The sequence below is a fragment of the Clostridioides sp. ZZV14-6153 genome (assembly GCF_020657855.1).
In the GTDB taxonomy this organism is placed as follows: Bacteria; Bacillota; Clostridia; order Peptostreptococcales; family Peptostreptococcaceae; genus Clostridioides.
The window spans coordinates 1-19,879 of record NZ_JAGWCZ010000029.1 but is presented as its reverse complement, the minus strand read 5'-3'; the positions used below and the strand labels follow the sequence as shown (position 1 = coordinate 19,879).

The following is a 19,879-nucleotide window of genomic DNA, read 5'->3' as shown; positions in this document are numbered from 1 at the left end:
CTATATAATTTTAAAAAATACATAATCTAAAATTATTTTAATTTCTATCAGTTATTTTTAAATCAATATTTTAGAATAATATTTTTCATATAGATAAATAATTTTTATATAACACTCGTTAATTTTTTACTTATGAGATACATACAAAAAAATTTATACTATAAAATTTTCATAAATTTTTATTTACTCATCATATTAATTAATTTTTTCGCAGCTATCTTCAATGAATTAGTTGTTAATAAACCCCAATTTCATTGAATAAAAGTATAAATCATAAAAATTTTTATATTAAATTTGTTATATATGTAAAAGATAAAATTGCATATAATATTTTTTTCATTAAATTTTTTTCTTTTTACAACAAATACTCACTACCTTTTGATATAATATTTTTATCAATTATTATTATATTCAAGTTTTGAAAGGAGTTTTAAAATGAGTTTATTAGTTTTCGGACATAAAAATCCAGATACAGATTCAATATGTTCTGCAATTTCATTAGCATATTTAAAAAACAAGCTAGGAATAGAAGCAACAGCTTATGCTTTAGGAGATATCAGAAAGGAAGCTAAGTATGCCTTAGACTACTTTAAGGTAGATGCACCTGAAATCTTAGATAACGTTAGAATACAAGTTAGAGATTTAAATTATGATAGGGTACTACCTTTAACTCCAACTTCTTCTATATTAGAAGCCTATAATCTTATGGATGAAAAAAATGTTAAAACATTACCTGTAACTTATGAGGATGGAACTTTTGCTGGTATTATTACTATGAAAGAAATAGCTAAAAACCTTCTTCATCAACATTTTACAACTATACACACATCACTATCAAATATCTGCAAAAACCTTAATGGTACTATCCTTGTAGATTGTGGTGAAGATGTAAAAGGTAGAGTTGTTACTTTATCATTTGGTATGGAAACCCTAATAGAGACTTTAAAAGAAGGGGATATAGCTATTGTTGGTGATAGATATGATAGTATTGAATACGCCATCGATACAAAAGTTAAACTTTTAATACTTACTAATCATACAGAAATTTCAAAAGATTTACTAGCTCTTGCTAAAATAAATGGAGTGTCTGTTGTTTCTGTTGAAAGTGACAACTACAAAACTTCTAATGTCATAAATCAATGTAGCTTCTTGGATTCTATAGAAGCCACAGACAACTTGATTACATTTAAAGAAGACGACTATATGGATGAAATAAAAGAAATTATGTTAGAAACAAACTTTAGATCTTATCCTATATTAGACGATGACAATAAGTTTTTAGGATTAATTTCAAAAGGGCATCTATTAAATCCATCTAAAAAGAATGTTGTTTTAGTTGACCATAATGAATATGCTCAAAGTGCTGATGGAATTGAACAAGCAAATATAGTTGAAATAGTTGACCATCATAAACTTGGTGGTATTTCTACTGATGTTCCTATGTCTTTTAGAGTTATGCCTGTTGGATGCAATAGTACTATAATTTATCAAATGTATAAAGAAAATAATGTTGAGATACCTTATGAAATAGCTGGTCTTCTTTTATCTGCTATATTATCTGATACATTATTATTTAAATCTCCAACAACTACTGATATGGATAAGAAAGCTTGTGAAGAATTAAGTAAAATAGCAAAAGTAGACATGGAAAAATATGCTATGGATATGTTTAAATGTGGTACTTCTTTAGATGAGTTTACTATAGAACAAATAGTAAATATGGACTTTAAAGAGTTTAACATGAGTGGACATAAAGTTGGTATTGGACAAGTATTTACTTTAGACACAGACTCTATATTTGCTAAGAAGGATGAATTTTTATCTTATATAAATTCAACTGATTATGACAAATTAGTTCTTGCAGTTACAGATATAATAAAAGAAGGTTCTTATTTAATTTACAAAGCAGAAGATAGATTGATTGCTGATGCATTTGGTATTGAAGGAGTTCAAGGAACATTTGCTCCAGGTGTTGTATCTAGAAAGAAACAATTAGTACCTAACTTAACTACTGCAATTAAAAATTTTAAATAATATAAAATCTTTAGACAACACAAAAACTGTTTCAAATTTAAATTTGAAACAGTTTTTTTCTTACATAACAATAATAAATTCTATAAAAAAAGAATACACTATTAGAAAATTCTAATAGTGTATTCTCTTCTTATTATATATTACACTTTAAATTATTCCTTGACTGGTCTAGCTGGTGTAAACTAAACCAGTCTCTCTCAAATATTAAGCACTTTTTTCTTATTATGTTTTTAGGATTTATTGTCTCTATTATTGTAAACCAAAGTTATGAAATTGTAAATAGAATATATTACCATTATAATGTTTTTTCTTAAGTAAAAACATACAAATAACTTTCTTTTTTTAAACAAAATCATTAAATTAGCTTTAAAAAATGTTAAAATAAATGTTTTCCACATATCTTATATATTTATTTTAATATCTTATATATTAAAAACCTAATCATAAATAATTTAATAGAATTATTTTTCTATAATACTATTAAATAATATTCTAATAAGATTATTGGAGCTATTTAGTATAATAAAAATTTAATATATAACTAAATTTCAGTAAAATAAATTAAATTAAAAAGTGAGATGTATTCATATCCTCTAGAAAATATAATAACATCTCACTTTATATTTAAGTTGTATAGATTTTTACTTTTATCTATCTATGACCTAGTTTTTTTCTACATCTGAGTAATCTACTCCAAAAGTTTCTACAGTCACAGCTTTCATAATTTGTGGAGTCTTTGGCTTGTCCGCTGCTCCTGTTCTAACTGATGCTATTTCATCAACTGTATCCATACCTTCTATAACTCTACCAAAGCCTGCATATTGACCATCTAAATGTGGTGAATTTTTATGCATTATAAAGAATTGAGAACCAGCTGAATTAGGTGCCATAGTTCTAGCCATTGATATAACTCCTCTTTCATGCTTTAGATTGTTAGTAAATCCATTTCCACTAAATTCACCTTTTATAGAATGGCCTGGGCCACCCATTCCAGTACCATTTGGGCATCCACCTTGTATCATAAATCCTGGTATTACTCTATGAAATGTTACTCCATTATAATATCCATCATCTACTAATGATACAAAATTCTTAACTGTATTTGGTGCTATATTTGGGTATAACTCAATTTTTATTTCTTTTCCATTTTCCATTACTATAGTTACTATAGGATTTTTATTTTCCATGACTTATTACCTTCCTTTTTATTAATTAAATTACACAATTACATTTATTATATTATACTCTAAATTAAAGTCTATCAAGTATATTTTTTCCTATTTCATATCCTTCTTGATATATAGTTTTACAAAACTCATCATCAAAGTTAAGAGTATCTTTAGGTGCAAATTGAGTGTTAGGTCTAACTACTATTATTTTATCTTCATTATATATTTTTTTGATGTCATCTGGTAAATCATAATTATACTTTGTGGATATCAAAATAATTTTATCCACATTATCCACAATTAAAGGCTCAATTAATGCACTCCTAATTAGACCTCCATCCAATTTAAAACCATCGTAAATACCATCTTGCACATCCTTCATAAATTGTTCTTTAAATCCAAGAGTAGCATTTGGATTTGATGGTAACAATCCACTATATGAAATGCTTAAGATTGCTTCGCCTTTAGGCATTTTTGACACATTTACAACCTTTTCTGATACTACCTTATTATTAACTTCTACATAATTAACATAGAAGTTCATTTTCTCTATTTTACTATCATCTAGTTCTTTCAGATTGTCTATAGCAGGAGAATTATCCACAGTATTATTTACTATTTTCACATTTCCGTTCTGGATATCTTTTATATTTGTCCACATTTTTTCCAAGTTATCAACATTGCCTGTGTATAAATAATATCCATTTATCGCTCCTATTGATGTTCCTGAAATCGAATAAAAATTATTTATTCCATTATCATATAAAGCCTTAACTACCCCCGCTTGGTAAGCTCCTTTTGCTCCTCCACCTTCTAAGCATAGTCCTAATTTCATAGTTTCATCTCCAAATTATTTATCTTATATTTATATTTCAAAAAATTTACTAAATGTTTTATATATACTATAATGGTCTTCAACATTACCTAATTCTCTTACAGAATGCATTGCTAAAATTGGACTTCCTACATCAACAGATGGTATATCTACATGAGTAGAAGATATTGGACCTATTGTACTTCCACCCCTCTCATCTGACCTATTTACAAATTCTTGATACTCGACATTAGCTTCTTTACATATATTTTTGTAAACAGCTATAGAATATCCATCGCTTGTATATGCTTGACTTGCATTTATCTTTATAACAGGCCCTTTCCCCATAACTGGTTTATTAGTTGGGTCATGTTTTTCTGGAGTATTTGGATGAATAGCGTGAGCTAAATCTGATGATATCATGAAAGACGAATAAATAGCCTCAAAAAATCCTTCTCTATCTTTCCCTATTGATAAACATATTCTCTCCAATATATTTAGTAGCATATTTGAATCTGCACCTTGTTTAGTGGAACTTCCAACTTCTTCATTATCAAACACAGCCATTACATTTACACCACTTTGTCCTTTAGTATCAACTAAAGCATTTAAACTAGCATGTACCATTGCAAGATTATCTTGTCTTCCAATAGATATAAATTCATCATTAGCCCCTATTAAACTTCCTTTTTCAAATTCATATAAGAATAAATCAAAGTCTATTATATCTTCCATCTTTACATTTAAATTAGACGATATTTGTTTTAAAATAAAGTTATCTTTTTCTAATGTATCATTTAATAATCCAACTAGAGGTAACATATCTTTTTGTTTATTATATGAATGACCATCATTTATACTTCTATTCAAATGTATAGCTAGATTTGGTATTATACAAATTGGCTTTTTAAAGTCGATAAGTTTTTCCTTTGGCTTAAGTACACTATCTCCTTTTAAGACTACTCTCCCAGCTATACCAAGTGGTCTATCTAACCACGTACTTAATATTGCTCCTCCATAACATTCTGTATTCAGCTTCAAATAAGCTTTCTCAGCTTCTATTTCTGCATTTGGCTTAATACTAAATGTAGGAGAATCTGAATGAGAACCTATTATTCTAAATCCACCTTCTTCTATATTATCTGAGTTAACTACAAAAGCTACTATAGCAGATAAATTTTTAGTCACGTAGTATTTTCCACCTACTTTTAGATTCCATTTCTTATTTAAAGCTAACTCTTCAAATCCATTTTTATCTAAGACTTCTTTGGCACTATCAACTGCGTGAAAAGATGATGGGCTATCGTATATGAAATCTATTAAATTTTTAGCAAAGCTTATACTATCCATTCCTAATTTTCCTCCATTATAAAATATCTAGTGTTGTATATTCTTTATTTATTTTTTTAATTCCTTGTTTATCGAAGGCTATAGTAACATCTGTTCCAATTATAGACACGACTGTTCCAACCCCAAATTTAGGATGATGTACTTTAGAACCAAGCTTTATATCTTCTGGATTAGTCTCTTTATTTGAATCTTTTATTGTAGCATTAACGTTATCTGCAACTTTAGATTTACTTATAGTATTCATATACTTTTTAGTATATTTATCTAACATATTATAACTTGCTTTAGAATAACTTAATTCCTTTTTCATTTTGTACAATCTTTCTATACATTCTTCTGGTAACTCTTCCATAAATCTTGAAGCTATTGCAACATTTGTTTTACCATATAGCGTTCTCTTTTCAGTTAGTGACATGTATAGCTCTTCTTTAGCTCTAGTTATACCAACATAACAAAGCCTTCTCTCTTCTTCTATTTGAGATTCACTCAGAGACTTTATAGCTCTTGATATAGGAAATAGACCTTCTTCCATACCTGTCAAAAATACAACTGGAAACTCTAACCCTTTAGATGTATGTATTGTCATAAGAGAAACTCTATCATTGTCCTCTTCATCATTAGATTCAGATGTAAGTGCTATACTAGTTAAAAATGTCTCTAAATCTTTATTTTCATAAGTATCATCACTACTACTTTCAAACTCTAGTGCTATAGATATAAATTCTCTTAAATTATCAATTCTATCTTGAGCTTCTTCACCTTTACCAGTTAAATCTTTTTCATTTTTATTTCTTATCTCTACAAGTTCATCCATATATCCTGTAGTATCCAAAACTTTTTCTATTAATTTACTAACAGGATAGACTTCTTTTATGGTTCTAAGTGTACCTATAATATCAACAAATCCACTTATACTTGCTCTAGCTTTTGTAGATATATCAGAATTTGTTTCTATATCAATTAAAACTGAATATATACTCTCTTGTTTCAGATTGGCTCTATCTTCAATTTTTTCTATAGTTCTAAGCCCTATACCTCTTCTAGGAACGTTTATAATTCTTTTTATAGATATGTCATCCTGTGGATTTTGAATAACTCTTAAATACGCTACTAAGTCCTTTATTTCTTTTCTCTCATAAAACTTTGTACCACCATATATATTATATGGAATTTGACTTCTGTTTAAAGCGTCTTCTACAGGTCTTGCTTGTGCATTTGCTCTATAAAGTACTGCAAAATCTTTGTATGGTCTATTCTCTTTTCTAGCTATTTGTGCAATTGAGTCAGCTATAAAATCAGCCTCTTCTATTTCACTACCAGTTAGTTGTATCTTTATAAGTTCTCCTTCTTTCTTTTCACTCCAAAGTTTCTTTCTTTTTCTTTCTATATTATTGGATATAACTTTGTTAGCTGCATCTAATATTACTTGTGTTGACCTATAATTTTGTTCTAGTTTAACAACATGTACATTATCATAATCTTTCTCAAATTCAAGTATGTTTCTTATATCTGCGCCTCTCCATCCATAAATACTTTGGTCATCATCTCCAACAACACAGATATTTTGATGTTCTCTAGCTAATAATTTTATTAGTTCATATTGAGCTTTACTTGTATCCTGATACTCATCTACCATTATGTATCTAAATCTACTTCTATAATAAGCTAACACTTCATCATTAGCCTTAAAAAGTTCTACAGTTTTAAGTATTAAATCATCAAAATCAAGTGCACTATTTCTCTTTAAACGGTCTTGATATAGAGCATAAATATCTGCAATCTTAACCATTCTATTATCTGCCATGTTGATATCTTTAAACTGTTTTGGAGTATAAAGCTTGTCTTTTGCTCCTGAAATGGCGCTTATAACTGCTTTTGGTTCAAATACCTTATCACTTAAATTTAATTCTTTAAGACAGTCTTTAACCAATGTAACTTGGTCTGCAGAATCATAAATTACAAAACTCCTATTGTAACCAATCTTATTTATATCTTTTCTGAGTATCCGAACGCAACAAGAATGGAATGTACTTATCCACATGTCCTTAGTTTCAGGACCTATGTTTTGCTCAACTCTCTCTCTCATTTCATTTGCAGCTTTATTTGTAAATGTTATAGCTAATATATTTGGTGCTTGTACACCTTTATCTTCTATAAGGTATGCTATTCTTGTTGTTAATACCTTAGTTTTACCTGAACCAGCACCAGCCAGTATAAGTACTGGACCTTCAGTTTTTTCTACTGCTTCTCTTTGAGCAGGATTTAATGTATCTAAATTCATATTTCTCCTCCTGTTAACAGCCATAAATATATTTTAATCTAAAATATGAATTACTTCAAATTATAATTATGTATTATATTAATAGATTATTGTCAAATTTTAACAATTAGATAATACTTACTTATAAAATTTATTTTTATTCTTTATAAAAAAATAACCTTATGATTTGGGGAATCATAAGGCACCTTTAAGGGGTCTAGGTTAAGGGTTATTATATATAAATCTATTTTTTTAAAATAGGTTTAGGGCTTAATTATTTATTTGTATTAAGTCTCTTTCTTTCCAGTACTTATACAAATCTTCTTCTTTCTTAAATAAAGGTAAGTTCATATTTTTATGTACCTTTACTAACCACGGAGATTCTAATCCAGCTTGTATAATATTGTTCTCATTTACAAATACACTTTCTGCGTTTCCTTCATCAATTAAAATCCCCTTATCCAGTACATATATATAATCGCATATTTCATACATTAAATTCATATCATGACTGGATATTACTATTTTTATATTATTTTCATCTAATCTCTTTATTATATCTACAATAGACCTAGTGCTTACTGGGTCTAATCCAGCTGTAGGCTCATCAAGCAATACAATTTCATTTTCCATTGCTATAACTGATGCAATTGCTACTCTTTTTTTCTGACCATAACTTAAAAAGTGTACTGGTCTATCTATAAAATCTATTCCATTAACAGCTATCAAAGCTTTGTTTATTCTCTCTTTAATAATTTTTTCATCCATTCCAATGTTTCTCATCGCAAATGCTATATCATCATATACTTTTGAGTAAAATATTTGTTTTTCTGGGTCTTGAAAGACAATCCCTACATTTTTTCTAAGATTATACAAACTCTTCTTATCATATTTTAACTTTTCTTCTTTGAAAAGTATTTCTCCAGACGTAGGCTTTAGTATTCCCATTAAGTTCATAAATAAAGTTGATTTTCCTGAACCATTTGAGCCTATTATACCTATAACATTTCCCTTTGAGAAATCCATATTAATGTTCAATAATGCATTAGCATTTTTTTCATATTGATATGTTAAATTATTTATTTTAAACATCATTATCCCCTACTATGTGAAATTTACCATCATACAATTTTATGTCTAATGATATACACATATCATCATACCTTGTCATAAGCCTTTTGTACAGCATACTTCCAAGAATCCCTAAAGATTTATATGAAGTTTTTAAATTTATGTACCCAAATCTTAATTCTTGTGACTTATATATCTCTGAAAATTCTTCTAAAAATATAAATATAAATCTATATATCAACATTGATAATTCAACAAAGGTATCCGGTAAATGCAATTTCTTAAAGAAAAATATCAACTGATTAAAAGGTGTTGTAAGTATACAAAAATACACACAAGTTAAACAAGACATAGCTCTAAATAACACATGAATAGACATGTCAATAGATGCCTTTGATATTCCTACATAAAAACTAAAAAACTGAAAACTATATAGTAAGTCTGTTTTATTAAAAGATATATTCACAAGAGTTATACCTATACTAAGAAATAAAAAATACATCGGTATTTGAAGTAATTTCAAATAATTTTTTAAATCTATCCCTGCTACACAAACAACTAAAATACTCATTAAAATCATAATTCCACTCAAGACAAATATATTTTTTATTACCATAGAAGCAATTAGAAAAATTGCTCCTATGGCTACTTTTTTATTTGGGTTTACTTTACTTAATCTATTTGTATATGCATATTTATCAATGATAAGCATAATTAACTTCTCTTTCCTTTTTGAAGACCTAATATATATCCTATTACCCCTGCACCTAGAGCTGCTTGTGCAGAGAATAATAAACTCTCTATTTCTCCACTTGGGGGCTCATATGGACTACTAAACCAAGGCTCATAATTTGGATTTATCTTAGTAATTTCACTTTCAGCTTGACCATCTGCTCCTCCATATTCAGCACCTGAATTTACAAGTAATGGGAATATGATAAGAGCTACTACTAATAAAAGTAGTAATATGTTAGTTTTTGTTTTTGTTTTAGCACTCATTAGCTTTAACTCCTTTATCATTATTTTCTAGTATGCTTTTTTCTCCATTTTCTGTAATCAAATTATATACAATTACAGTAAGAATACCTTCTGCTATTGCTATTGGTATTTGAGTCATAAAGAAAATTCCTAAGAATTTAATTGCTGAAGCCATCACTCCACCTGATGGGTCTGGGAAAGCAAGTGCTAGTTGTATTGAAGTTATTGTATATGTGGCTAAATCTCCTATTGCTGCTGCAAGAAATACTGGTATAGCATTGTTTCCATCTTTTTTCTTTAATGCTTTAAATATTAAAAATGATATAATTGGCCCTATTATAGCCATTGAAAAAGCATTAGCTCCTAAAGTAGTTATTCCCCCATGTGCTAGTAATAATGCTTGGAATATTAGAACTATAGTTCCAAGAACAAACATTACACTTGGTCCAAACATTATTGCTCCAAGACCTACTCCAGTAGGATGTGAACAACTTCCTGTTACTGAAGGTATTTTTAATGCTGATAAAACAAATACAAATGCTCCACATAGAGCTAATAAAACTTTCTTCTTAGGGTCTTGCTTTACTATTTTACCTATTGATTTTAATCCCACTAAGAAAAATGGTATAAATATAACTCCCCATGCTATAGACCATTTTACTGGTAAGTAACCTTCCATTATATGCATTGCATTTGATGTAACTGGAGTTAAAATGATTAACATAAGTGCAGCTATAACCCCTAATTTGATATTTTGTTTCATTTGAGTATCCCCTCTCCCTTTCTAATAATTAAAATATGAATAATATATGTAACCTTATTCTAGCAAAATAAAAAAGCCTAACTCGATGGCTAGGCTTCTAATTTTCGACAATCTAAATACAAACACATAAAATAAACATATCTGTATAATTATTATAAGAAACTTTCTCCATCCCCGAAGAAATCACTTTAATATTTTAGGCAGGTCTCCTGACTTAGCTTCATCCTACTCCTCTTCCTTCCCATGAAATATAAAAGCATATTATCATAGTGGCTAACAAAAGTTTCGTCTGCATCACAGTAGCGGGGGCTGTAAAGGAATTTAACCTTCTTCCCTATTAATCTTGCTTAAAGAACCTATAATATTATATATTTAATTTTTAATATTACTTTATTTTTAATTCATTTTCTATATAAATTATTGTATACCTTTTCTGTGAAAATTTCTACATTTTTTACAAATTTTATTCATTTTTATATTTTTATGTATATAAATTCTTTTTTATAAATCAATTAACTCCTAATTATCTTTTTTAAATACATTGAAACCACATCAGAAAATCTAGTTATGTCTCTTGAATATATAAAATCGTTTCCATATATTAATCTTTCAGCTTCAAGCTCTGATTCTTTACCTGTAAATACTCCTAATACTAAAATATTTTGTTTTCTAGCTTTTCTTACTTCATTAGCTGTATCTCTTAAACCAACAATACCTCTATAAGCTTTTTCTCCTCTTAAAGTTCTCTCGCTATTTTTTCCTATCTTTACATCATTTGGCCTTCCATCACTAAGAACTATCAAAATTTTATTTTCTTCGTCTCTATTTATCAAACCACTACATATGGATTTTATAGCTAAACCATCTCTATTATTACCAGCACAGAAGTATTCAAAGATGTTTTCACTATTTTTAATACTGTCATCATAATCCTTAAATCTTTTTAATATCGTGTAATCTAAGAAACTAGAAAAACCCATAACTCTATTTGGTATTCCAACTTCTGTCAAGGCATTTGCAATTATGTAAGCTTGAATTGCTACATTTCCTTGGTTTCTACTTTGAGAACCACTTGCATCCAACAATATATCAATAACATATTTCCCTTTTTCATTTTCTATATCTTTATAAAATATTTTATTATTGTTACTCCTTCCAACTCTCCAAGCTCTATTTGCTAGGATAGTTCCACAATCAGAATACACTCTAGTTTTAGCATTTTCTTCTACTAAAATCCTAGCAAGGCTTTCTTTTAATCGCTTTATTTGTTGTCTATACATCCTAGCATGTTCTCTAAATTTGCCTAAATTATTTTCTTTTTGTCTTGTCACATATTTTAGCTGAAAAACGTTATTACATTCACTTCTAAGAACACCATCTGTAAAGTGAATTCTGCATCCCTCATGTACGTTTCTGCAATTTTGTGTTTCAAGCTTTTTAATTTCACCCTTACTTAAATAAGTTTTCCCATAATAATGTTCTATTTTTGAATATATTTTATTTACAGTCTCTTCATCAACATATATAACTCTGTCTGCTGAATTGCTAGATTGAGAATCATCAAAATCCCCTACCCCTTCTACAAGCATCGATGAAGATATTGAGTCTATATCACTTTCAATAATGTTTTCTCCTTCATCACTATAAAGTTCTTCATACATAAAATCAGCAAATGTATCAAAGTTTACTTCAACATCCTTTACATTGTTTTCATCATATGTAGAATTGCTTTCTTCTCCATTTAACATATATTCAAAATAAGTTAAATATATAACATCTAATGCTTTTAAAATCTCCATAATATCTTGATTCGTATCTATATTCCTTATGTCATTAACTATTCTTCTAGTTATACTGTCTAATGCTGGATGCTTGTCCATATTATAAAGTACAAATGCATATTTAATTTTATCCATAATATTGTCATTGTTTATTTTGGTAAAACGTGAAACAATATCTTTATAAGCATTTCTTCTTATATCTTCTATTCCTGGCCTATCTTTAATGGCCTTTTCTTCAACTATTGTATTTAATATAACTTGAATTAGACCCAATATAATATCTTTGTCATATCCTTTTCGTATTCTGTTTGTAAGATATTTTTTAACTATGTCCCAATCTACATACTTTCTTCTAGCTCCTGCAATTATTGCAAAGTATAGACCTATTTCTTTTGAAGAATAATCTTTTTCTGATATATCTATACTTTCATTGTAATCACCAGCTATTGTCCAAGATAAGTTATTTGCTCTATTTTCAAATTCATAATCATCATATATCCATTTCATAATCTCACCTATATTAAATATGACTTATTGGAAATACATCTACACTCTCCCATTTATTAGGTATTCTCGTTTTAATTACATCTCCAACCATTTCTTTTTCATATATATCAAAAGTCTTTCCTGTCAGTCCCATATTAATTGCAAGAGTTGGTTTCAATCCTCTCCTTATAGTCTTAAGAGATGCCATAAGGCCACGTAGGTCAATAGCTTTACTAGATATCTCACCATTTTGAGATTTCAATTGTAAATCTAAAAATATTCCTGCAAAGTGTATTAATTTCTCTTCATCAGCATCTGAAAATTCATTTTTTAAAATCATCATTAACTTATCTTCTTCTATTGGAGGAATATCTATTACCATAAATCTAGATACTAGTGCTTCATTAAGTTCTTTTGTTCCTGCATACTCGTAATTCATAGTTCCAATAAACCTTGTTGCTGGGTGCAGATTAACTCTCTCATAGCCGGGTACATCAATCACTCGACGATAATCTAAGGCTGAATGAACTACAACTATAGCATCATTTTTTGCCATGTTAATTTCATCAAATACACCAAAGCCTCCATTAATAGCACATTCATAAACTGAACCTCTTCTAAGTTTAACTTCATTGTCTATAAATGTATCTGTACCTATAAGTGTTGAACTATCTGTGTTTATATGAAATGATGTATTCCACTGAGGTCTATTAAATATCTCGCCTAAATTATCAGCAAGTAAATTTTTTCCTGTTGCCTTTGGTCCTGACAATAAAATATTTTCTTCTTCTAAAATCGCTGCTATACACATAGATAATATGTCTTTTCCATAAAAATAAGTTTTAGACTTTGTTACTCTGTATTCTAAATCTTTTTCTAATCCATAATAATTTCTAAAATACAGTACATCTTCAATAAGCTTTCCATCTACCCCTTGTACCCTTAGATTATCTATTATATCCATATTCTTACCCCTTTTATATAAATAGTATTTGTTTCATTTCTTAACATCATTTTAACATAAAAGGATATAAGCTAGAATTGATTTTTTGAACTACCCCACCTTAACTACCTTCGGTAATGTTTGAAGATGTAGATTTCTATTCGATAGCACTTTTGAACTAAGCATTCATAGGCTCTAAGGGATATTCCATCCCCAATAATCTTAATCCTTCTTTTAGTATATTTACACTAGCATTTATATCTCTGTAATGCTGTGTATTGCATTTTTTTCATTTGCAATAAGTGTACTTGGATATTCACGAAAAAATAGCCATATATAAAAATAAATCGGATAATCAATTATATATTAGTTACTGCATATTATTTGCTGATGTTTCTTGATTTTATTCGGTTACACGTATATAATATATGCTGATATATTACGAAGAAAGGGTGGTTGAAATATGGAGTATATGTCTTGCCCCGAAGCAACAAAAAAGTGTGGCATTTCCGAAAGACGAGTACAAAAACTATGTGAAGAAAGTCGCATACCAGGCGTTTCAAAACTCGGGTATATGTGGCTGATACCAAAGGTCGCGGAAAAACCTGTTGATGGCAGAACAAAAAGAAGAAAGGAACTACAATATGAATAGTGTTTTGATTATAGATGATGACAAAGAACTTTGCGCTCTTATGAAAAAATGTGTTGAGCAAGAAAATTTATCTGTTATTACTTCATATGGCGGTGTAGAGGGGTTGGATTTGGTCGATAAAAATAGACACACACTCTCTCTTGTAATTTTGGACATAATGATGCCGGATATAGACGGTTTTCAAGTTCTAAAAAAAATTAGGGAAACAAGTAATATTCCAGTGCTTATGCTTACAGCTAAAAGTGACGAGGACGATAAAATTTCCGGGCTACGTTTAGGTGCTGACGATTATCTAACAAAGCCGTTCAGCATAAACGAACTTATGGCTCGTGTCAATTCTCTTATTCGCCGGTATACTATGTTAAACCCTGCTTTTATAACAGACATGGATTGCATAATAATAAATGGCATGATTATTGACAAGATAAACCGCATTGTTTCCATCAATAATATTCCTGTTCAACTTACAAGCAAAGAGTTTGATTTACTTTCTTTTCTGGCTTCTAATAAGGGACGGGTGTTTACCAAAAAACAGATTTATACACAAGTATGGGAAGAAGAATATGCTTTTGACGATAGTAATATCATGTCTTTCATCAGTAAACTGAGAAAAAAAATTGAACCAGACCCCAACCATCCATTTTATATTTTGACAGTCCGAGGTGTCGGTTATCGTTTTAATAAGGAGGCTTAACATGAATACAAGTGTTTATCTGCTTTTGGTATTTGTTCTTAGCCTGATTATTATAGCGTATCTTGTTTCTGTCCTACGACGTGTCCGAACACAACTTACACTTATAAAAGATGCTTTAGAGGATATAAAAAATGGAAACCTTAATCGCCGTATTTTAACAAGGGAAAGCGACATGACAAGGCAAATTTGCTATGATATTAACGAGATGGCAATCAATGGCCAATCACAGCTTATTCAGCAAAAACAATCAGAACAAGCCTACAAACGTCTAATGACAAGTCTCTCCCATGATGTAAAAACTCCACTTGCTTCTTTGGTCGGTTATTTGGAAGCATTAGAAAGCAAAATTGTTGTAGGAGAAGAAAAGGACGAATATATCCATGTTGCGTCCGATAAGGCTCATTACTTAAAGCATTTTGTAGAAAATCTATTTGAATGGGTAAAATTGGATTCTAAGGAACAGGTTTTTCATTTTGAGATTTTTGATTTGAATGAGTTATCCCGTAATATTATAGCTGATTGGGTTCCTGTTTTAGAAAGCAGTCATTTTGAATATGAATTTGATACACCCGAAATAGAGTACTTCTTACGCATAGACGCAAACGCATATACCCGTATCCTTAATAACCTATTACAAAATATTATTACTCATAGCGAAGGTGACAAAATGACACTGCGAATTTTTGAAAACAAACAGCAAGCTCAAATTATAATAACAGACAATGGGAAAGGTATATCTTCTGACAATCTCCCACATATTTTTGAAAGGCTGTACCAATGCGACCATTCAAGGTCTGCAAAGGGAAATGGTTTAGGCTTGGCGATTGTAAAAGAACTTATTAACGTTCATAAAGGAACTATTACCGCCAACAGTACCCCCTGTATGGGAACAGAATTTACAATATTGCTTCCTAAAGCCCTGTAAAAATACGGGGCTTTCTTACTGCTAAAACAAGATAAAAACAAGGTTACGGCAAGGTTTTGGCAAGGTTCATGTTTTATAATTCTAATTGTAATTGCTTCTGATGTTGTATCAGCTATGATATTGCTGAAGTAAATTTATTGAAAGTGAGGAACTTATATATGAATGATTTTTTGATTGAAACAAAACAACTGACAAAAATTTATGGAAAGCAAATAGCAGTTGATAAAGTCAATCTCCATGTAAAAAAAGGCCGAATTTATGGTCTGTTAGGGCGCAACGGAGCCGGAAAAACCACAATTATGAAAATGATTTTAGGGTTGACTTCAATCACGTCTGGAGAGGTAGATATATTCGGAGAGAGTATTAAAGGCCAAGAAAAACGAATATATCCCCGTATCGGTGCAATTATCGAAACGCCAGGATTTTATCCCAATCTGACTGGGACGGAGAACTTAGAGATTTTCGCAAAGCTACGCGGTACAGCCGCCCCCAATGCCGTAAAAAGCGCATTGGAAATTGTCGGCTTACCTTATAAAAATAAAAAACTGTTTAGTAAATATTCGCTTGGCATGAAGCAGCGACTTGGTATTGCCAACGCTATCCTGCATGACCCAGAACTGTTGATTTTGGACGAGCCAACCAATGGTCTTGACCCTATTGGTATTGCGGAGATGAGGGAGTTTATTAGGAATTTGAGCGTTGAGCGCGGAAAGACAATTCTTATTTCCAGTCATATTCTTTCTGAAATCTCATTATTGGCTGATGATATTGGAATTATCGACCATGGTATTCTTCTGGAAGAAAGTAGCATGAGCGAACTGGAAAAGAGAAACAGTAAATATATCCTGTTACAAGTTTCAGATATTCCGAGGGCGTCATTGATTTTAGAGCGTCAATTCAACTCGAAAAATTATTCCATTCAAGACGACCACACCCTACGCCTTTATGACACTACTCTGGATATGGGTGAAATCAATAAAGCACTTGTAATGCAGGATGTAACTGTTATTAGTTCTCAACTTTGTAATGATACCTTAGAGGACTATTTTAAAAAAATCACAGGAGGAGAGGGCATTGCTTAAACTTATTCAAACAGAATTTCTTAAACTGCGTCGCAGGAAACTTATTTGGCTCATGTTGTTGGCCGCCCTCATTATGCCGTTTTTCGCACTACTATATTTCAATTATTTTGGGGAAGCAGGGGTTGACCCGATACAGTTTTATAAATGGTCTGCATTTGGTTACACACTTTGGATTATTTTGCCCGTTGTTTTGGGTATGCTTTGCACCATGCTTATGCACGAAGAAAATCAGTATGATATGCTCAAACAACTTTGGATTGTACCTATCAGCAAAATGGGATACTTTTTTAGTAAATTTTTTGTTGTTTTGATTTACTCTATTTGTTTTATGCTGATTACAGCCGTTGCTTCCGTGCTATTTAGTGTACTTTCTGGATATGTCGTATTTAAATGGGGAAGCATTTTATATTTGTTGGAAAAATGTTTAGAAATTGGTGTAATCACTGCTTTTGTAATGTTGCCGATTTTGGCAATCGCTGCGTCGCAAAAAGGATATATTCTCCCGATTTGTATCACATTAGTATATGCCTTTTCTAATTTTGTGCTAATGACGATAAATATGTATTTGCAGCCATTATCCAGTATGGGAGTTATTATCATGCGAAATAAAGACATTCCAGGTCTTACATTTACACAGGAAATTAACATTCCATTAGCATTTCTTTGTATTTGCATTTGGAGTATTGTGGCAGTATTGTTTGCAAACATTGCATTGGGAAGAAGAAAGTGAGGTGTAGATAATGCAGAAATTACTTTGGGCGGAACGTCAAAAAATTCGTCGTTCAAAGATTGTTTGGATTACAGTTTTTGCAGCCGTTATGATAGCGGTCATAGTTTTTGCAGGAGGACAGTCTGTACACAATGACCCAGATTTACATTATGGCTTAAAGAGCGTTTATGATGGTTCTCGATATATAGACAATGCAGGCTGGTATATGGATGAGGTGCAACCTTGGGCAACTTTTTTTGTTCTTCCGGCTGTCATTGCCCTGTTGGGAAGCTATATGATTTGTCGTGAAGAAGATGAGGACACTATTAAATCCCTGCGCCTTATTCCTATAAATGAAGTAAAATTAACCTCAGCAAAAATGATTATTACTTTTGTGTTCAGCATACTTCTTTATTTGTTGCTCTTTGTCATAACATTTTTGACTGAAGCCGTTTTACATTTTCCCGATTTATCGGCAGAACTGGTTTTAAGTTGCATGAAAGAATATTTTCTTGACGGCGTAGGTGTATTCCTTGCAATTTCTCCCATTATTGCCTTAGTGTCGCGCATGAAAAAAGGATACTGGCTTGCTTTAGTATTCACGGAAATTTATTCTATTGCTGGACTATTTGCGGGTATGTCAAATGTCTTACAAACCTTTTTTCCTATTACGGCAATATTTAATCTTTCCGGATACCATATAACCACTTCGGAAAAAATAATGGGAAGTATCATAAGTTTGTTGCTTTGTGCCTGCCTTTCTGCCTTTATACTGAAAGGACTAAAACATAATGAAAAAAATTGAAATAGGTATCTCAAAATGAAGAAGATGAAAAAACTGATTATGCTAATTGTATTTTTACTTCTTTTTGGTCTGCTACACTGTTATACCGAATGGAAATTCAACAATAACCCACCTAAAGGGATAATAGAACGAATAGATGAGTGGATTGACCAGATTGGACTGGATTAGTAACTTATATTTAATCATAGTAACTGTAATATTGGCAAGTTATTGTTTCACGCTTTAATGCCATAATTTCAAATATTTAGCTTTAATCTGCTGGACGACATCAAAGAAAAAAAGCCATTGTAGAATCAACATATTTTTAAACACTTATGAAGAGGTAGCTTTGATTTTCAGAGCTGCCACCTTTTCTTTCATATAAGCAAAAATCACCACAGACACAGACGATAAAAAAACGCCTAGAACCCGCAAAAACATAGTGTTCATGCGGGTTTTTGGTGTTTTCTATTCCCACAACTGCCCTTAAATCATCTTGTGCTAAATAAAAAAATTCTACTATTTTTTATAATCTTATCCTGTGATGTTTTTTATGTATATATGACTTAATACCAAATCCAATAAGAATTACGGATATTGGTATAATGAGAACTAGAAATTTATAATCATTATAATGTGACATTATTTTTACCCAACTCTCTGAAAAAATATACCCAATACTAATTAACGAAGTATTCCATATGGTGATACCCACAATAGAGGATATAATAAAAGTTATAATATTCTGACCTGCAATACCTGCTATAAAAGATATGTATGTTCTACATAGAGGAATTAACCTACATACACAAACAGAAATAGAAGAGTATTTGTTAAAATAATCTTGTGATGTAAAAATTCCCTTTTTTGCCTTGGGACATATCTCTACTATCTTATTTATGATAGATTTTCCTCCCAAATTGCCTATTGTATAACAAAATATTGAACCAAGTATACCTGCAACTATACTTAAAATTAAAATAGTTAAAAAACCAAAATGATTTCTTGCTGCAATAGCTCCACAAAGTGGTAAAACTACTTCACTAGGTAATGGAAAACAAGCATACTCAATCATAATTAATACAAATACAGATATTAATCCATATTGTAAAATAAAACTATTGATTACAGACACCTAATTATCTATCTCCTTTCTTATTTAAAAGTACATACCTATAAAACCTCACATCCTACATTAAAAGAATTAATTTATAAAAAACTCTTTTAAATATTATATGTGTTTATATAAAGCATTTATAACAGACTTATCCTTTTTAAATAAGAAATTTGAAAATAAGAAACTTGACAACAAAAAATAAAAAAAATTACGTGGCTACGTCCTACTCTCCCAGGCAGTTTCCCACCAAGTACCATCAGCGCTAGA

18 protein-coding genes and 1 riboswitch are annotated in these 19,879 nt (G+C 30.2%); of the genes, 7 read left to right on the top strand and 11 right to left on the bottom strand.

The features are described from left to right. Nucleotides 1-435: 435 nt before the first annotated feature. Nucleotides 436-2,034 (top strand): putative manganese-dependent inorganic diphosphatase, encoded by a 1,599-nt coding sequence (locus KGF46_RS19225; RefSeq protein WP_227841488.1) that lies wholly within the window; start codon nt 436-438, stop codon nt 2,032-2,034. Nucleotides 2,035-2,696: 662 nt separating this feature from the next. Here KGF46_RS19225 and KGF46_RS19220 read toward each other — a convergent pair. The 10 genes from KGF46_RS19220 to KGF46_RS19175 form a co-directional block, all read right to left on the bottom strand. Further along, nucleotides 2,697-3,221 (bottom strand): peptidylprolyl isomerase, encoded by a 525-nt coding sequence (locus KGF46_RS19220; protein WP_227830372.1) that lies wholly within the window; start codon nt 3,219-3,221, stop codon nt 2,697-2,699. Nucleotides 3,222-3,285: 64 nt separating this feature from the next. Continuing rightward, the gene (locus KGF46_RS19215) at nt 3,286-4,038 is read right to left on the bottom strand and encodes a patatin-like phospholipase family protein (protein ID WP_227830373.1); all 753 of its coding nucleotides are present in this window, start codon (nt 4,036-4,038) and stop codon (nt 3,286-3,288) included. A 30-nt stretch (nt 4,039-4,068) separates the two neighbouring features. Further along, on the bottom strand, nt 4,069-5,367 hold the full coding sequence (locus KGF46_RS19210; RefSeq protein ID WP_227830374.1) for a M18 family aminopeptidase: 1,299 nt from the start codon (nt 5,365-5,367) through the stop codon (nt 4,069-4,071). 16 nt (nt 5,368-5,383) lie between these two features. Beyond that, nucleotides 5,384-7,648, bottom strand: coding sequence for a DUF3553 domain-containing protein (locus tag KGF46_RS19205; RefSeq protein WP_227843058.1), 2,265 nt, complete (start codon nt 7,646-7,648; stop codon nt 5,384-5,386). A 249-nt stretch (nt 7,649-7,897) separates the two neighbouring features. Further along, on the bottom strand, nt 7,898-8,719 hold the full coding sequence (locus KGF46_RS19200) for an energy-coupling factor ABC transporter ATP-binding protein (protein WP_227840787.1): 822 nt from the start codon (nt 8,717-8,719) through the stop codon (nt 7,898-7,900). Further along, nucleotides 8,712-9,410, bottom strand: a complete 699-nt coding sequence (cbiQ, locus tag KGF46_RS19195; RefSeq protein ID WP_227843057.1) for a cobalt ECF transporter T component CbiQ — start codon at nt 9,408-9,410, stop codon at nt 8,712-8,714. The genes KGF46_RS19200 and cbiQ overlap by 8 nt, the downstream gene beginning before the upstream one ends. Before the next feature lie 2 nt (nt 9,411-9,412). Continuing rightward, on the bottom strand, nt 9,413-9,697 hold the full coding sequence (locus tag KGF46_RS19190) for an energy-coupling factor ABC transporter substrate-binding protein (RefSeq protein WP_227830378.1): 285 nt from the start codon (nt 9,695-9,697) through the stop codon (nt 9,413-9,415). After that, nucleotides 9,687-10,439 (bottom strand): energy-coupling factor ABC transporter permease, encoded by a 753-nt coding sequence (locus KGF46_RS19185; protein WP_227435530.1) that lies wholly within the window; start codon nt 10,437-10,439, stop codon nt 9,687-9,689. Before KGF46_RS19185 ends, KGF46_RS19190 begins: the two co-directional genes overlap by 11 nt. Before the next feature lie 181 nt (nt 10,440-10,620). Further along, nucleotides 10,621-10,814, bottom strand: a riboswitch (cobalamin riboswitch). A gap of 137 nt (nt 10,815-10,951) precedes the next feature. Next, the gene (locus KGF46_RS19180) at nt 10,952-12,727 is read right to left on the bottom strand and encodes a nitric oxide reductase activation-like protein (protein WP_227862242.1); all 1,776 of its coding nucleotides are present in this window, start codon (nt 12,725-12,727) and stop codon (nt 10,952-10,954) included. 13 nt (nt 12,728-12,740) lie between these two features. After that, nucleotides 12,741-13,670: an AAA family ATPase gene (locus KGF46_RS19175; RefSeq protein WP_227830380.1), complete on the bottom strand. Its 930-nt coding sequence runs from the start codon at nt 13,668-13,670 to the stop codon at nt 12,741-12,743. 442 nt (nt 13,671-14,112) lie between these two features. Between KGF46_RS19175 and KGF46_RS19170 the strand changes: the two genes are divergently transcribed. The 6 genes from KGF46_RS19170 (at nt 14,113) to KGF46_RS19145 (ending at nt 18,516) form a co-directional block, all read left to right on the top strand. Then, nucleotides 14,113-14,301 carry a helix-turn-helix domain-containing protein gene (locus KGF46_RS19170; protein ID WP_227843054.1) on the top strand — a complete coding sequence of 63 codons (189 nt, stop codon included), beginning with the start codon at nt 14,113-14,115 and terminating at the stop codon, nt 14,299-14,301. Further along, nucleotides 14,294-14,995, top strand: coding sequence for a response regulator transcription factor (locus KGF46_RS19165; protein WP_227830382.1), 702 nt, complete (start codon nt 14,294-14,296; stop codon nt 14,993-14,995). Before KGF46_RS19170 ends, KGF46_RS19165 begins: the two co-directional genes overlap by 8 nt. Nucleotide 14,996: 1 nt before the next feature. Further along, nucleotides 14,997-15,920, top strand: coding sequence for a sensor histidine kinase (locus KGF46_RS19160; RefSeq protein ID WP_227862241.1), 924 nt, complete (start codon nt 14,997-14,999; stop codon nt 15,918-15,920). Between the two features lie 158 nt (nt 15,921-16,078). Then, on the top strand, nt 16,079-17,002 hold the full coding sequence (locus tag KGF46_RS19155; protein WP_227862240.1) for an ABC transporter ATP-binding protein: 924 nt from the start codon (nt 16,079-16,081) through the stop codon (nt 17,000-17,002). Then, nucleotides 16,995-17,732: an ABC transporter permease gene (locus KGF46_RS19150; RefSeq protein ID WP_227830385.1), complete on the top strand. Its 738-nt coding sequence runs from the start codon at nt 16,995-16,997 to the stop codon at nt 17,730-17,732. Before KGF46_RS19155 ends, KGF46_RS19150 begins: the two co-directional genes overlap by 8 nt. A gap of 10 nt (nt 17,733-17,742) precedes the next feature. Continuing rightward, nucleotides 17,743-18,516, top strand: a complete 774-nt coding sequence (locus KGF46_RS19145; protein ID WP_227830386.1) for an ABC transporter permease — start codon at nt 17,743-17,745, stop codon at nt 18,514-18,516. 505 nt (nt 18,517-19,021) lie between these two features. On the opposite strand, the gene KGF46_RS19140 is transcribed toward KGF46_RS19145, so the two are convergent. Next, nucleotides 19,022-19,630 carry a DedA family protein gene (locus KGF46_RS19140; protein ID WP_227830387.1) on the bottom strand — a complete coding sequence of 203 codons (609 nt, stop codon included), beginning with the start codon at nt 19,628-19,630 and terminating at the stop codon, nt 19,022-19,024. Between the last annotated feature and the right edge of the window lie 249 nt (nt 19,631-19,879).

Excerpts from the sequence above, each read along its gene's own strand:
- KGF46_RS19225 (WP_227841488.1), top strand. The coding sequence starts at position 436 with ATGAGTTTATTAGTTTTCGGACATAAAAATCCAGATACAGATTCAATA.
- KGF46_RS19220 (WP_227830372.1), bottom strand. The coding sequence starts at position 3,221 with ATGGAAAATAAAAATCCTATAGTAACTATAGTAATGGAAAATGGAAAA.
- KGF46_RS19215 (WP_227830373.1), bottom strand. The coding sequence starts at position 4,038 with ATGAAATTAGGACTATGCTTAGAAGGTGGAGGAGCAAAAGGAGCTTAC.
- KGF46_RS19210 (WP_227830374.1), bottom strand. The coding sequence starts at position 5,367 with ATGGATAGTATAAGCTTTGCTAAAAATTTAATAGATTTCATATACGAT.
- KGF46_RS19205 (WP_227843058.1), bottom strand. The coding sequence starts at position 7,648 with ATGAATTTAGATACATTAAATCCTGCTCAAAGAGAAGCAGTAGAAAAA.
- KGF46_RS19200 (WP_227840787.1), bottom strand. The coding sequence starts at position 8,719 with ATGTTTAAAATAAATAATTTAACATATCAATATGAAAAAAATGCTAAT.
- cbiQ (WP_227843057.1), bottom strand. The coding sequence starts at position 9,410 with ATGCTTATCATTGATAAATATGCATATACAAATAGATTAAGTAAAGTA.
- KGF46_RS19190 (WP_227830378.1), bottom strand. The coding sequence starts at position 9,697 with ATGAGTGCTAAAACAAAAACAAAAACTAACATATTACTACTTTTATTA.
- KGF46_RS19185 (WP_227435530.1), bottom strand. The coding sequence starts at position 10,439 with ATGAAACAAAATATCAAATTAGGGGTTATAGCTGCACTTATGTTAATC.
- KGF46_RS19180 (WP_227862242.1), bottom strand. The coding sequence starts at position 12,727 with ATGAAATGGATATATGATGATTATGAATTTGAAAATAGAGCAAATAAC.
- KGF46_RS19175 (WP_227830380.1), bottom strand. The coding sequence starts at position 13,670 with ATGGATATAATAGATAATCTAAGGGTACAAGGGGTAGATGGAAAGCTT.
- KGF46_RS19170 (WP_227843054.1), top strand. The coding sequence starts at position 14,113 with ATGGAGTATATGTCTTGCCCCGAAGCAACAAAAAAGTGTGGCATTTCC.
- KGF46_RS19165 (WP_227830382.1), top strand. The coding sequence starts at position 14,294 with ATGAATAGTGTTTTGATTATAGATGATGACAAAGAACTTTGCGCTCTT.
- KGF46_RS19160 (WP_227862241.1), top strand. The coding sequence starts at position 14,997 with ATGAATACAAGTGTTTATCTGCTTTTGGTATTTGTTCTTAGCCTGATT.
- KGF46_RS19155 (WP_227862240.1), top strand. The coding sequence starts at position 16,079 with ATGAATGATTTTTTGATTGAAACAAAACAACTGACAAAAATTTATGGA.
- KGF46_RS19145 (WP_227830386.1), top strand. The coding sequence starts at position 17,743 with ATGCAGAAATTACTTTGGGCGGAACGTCAAAAAATTCGTCGTTCAAAG.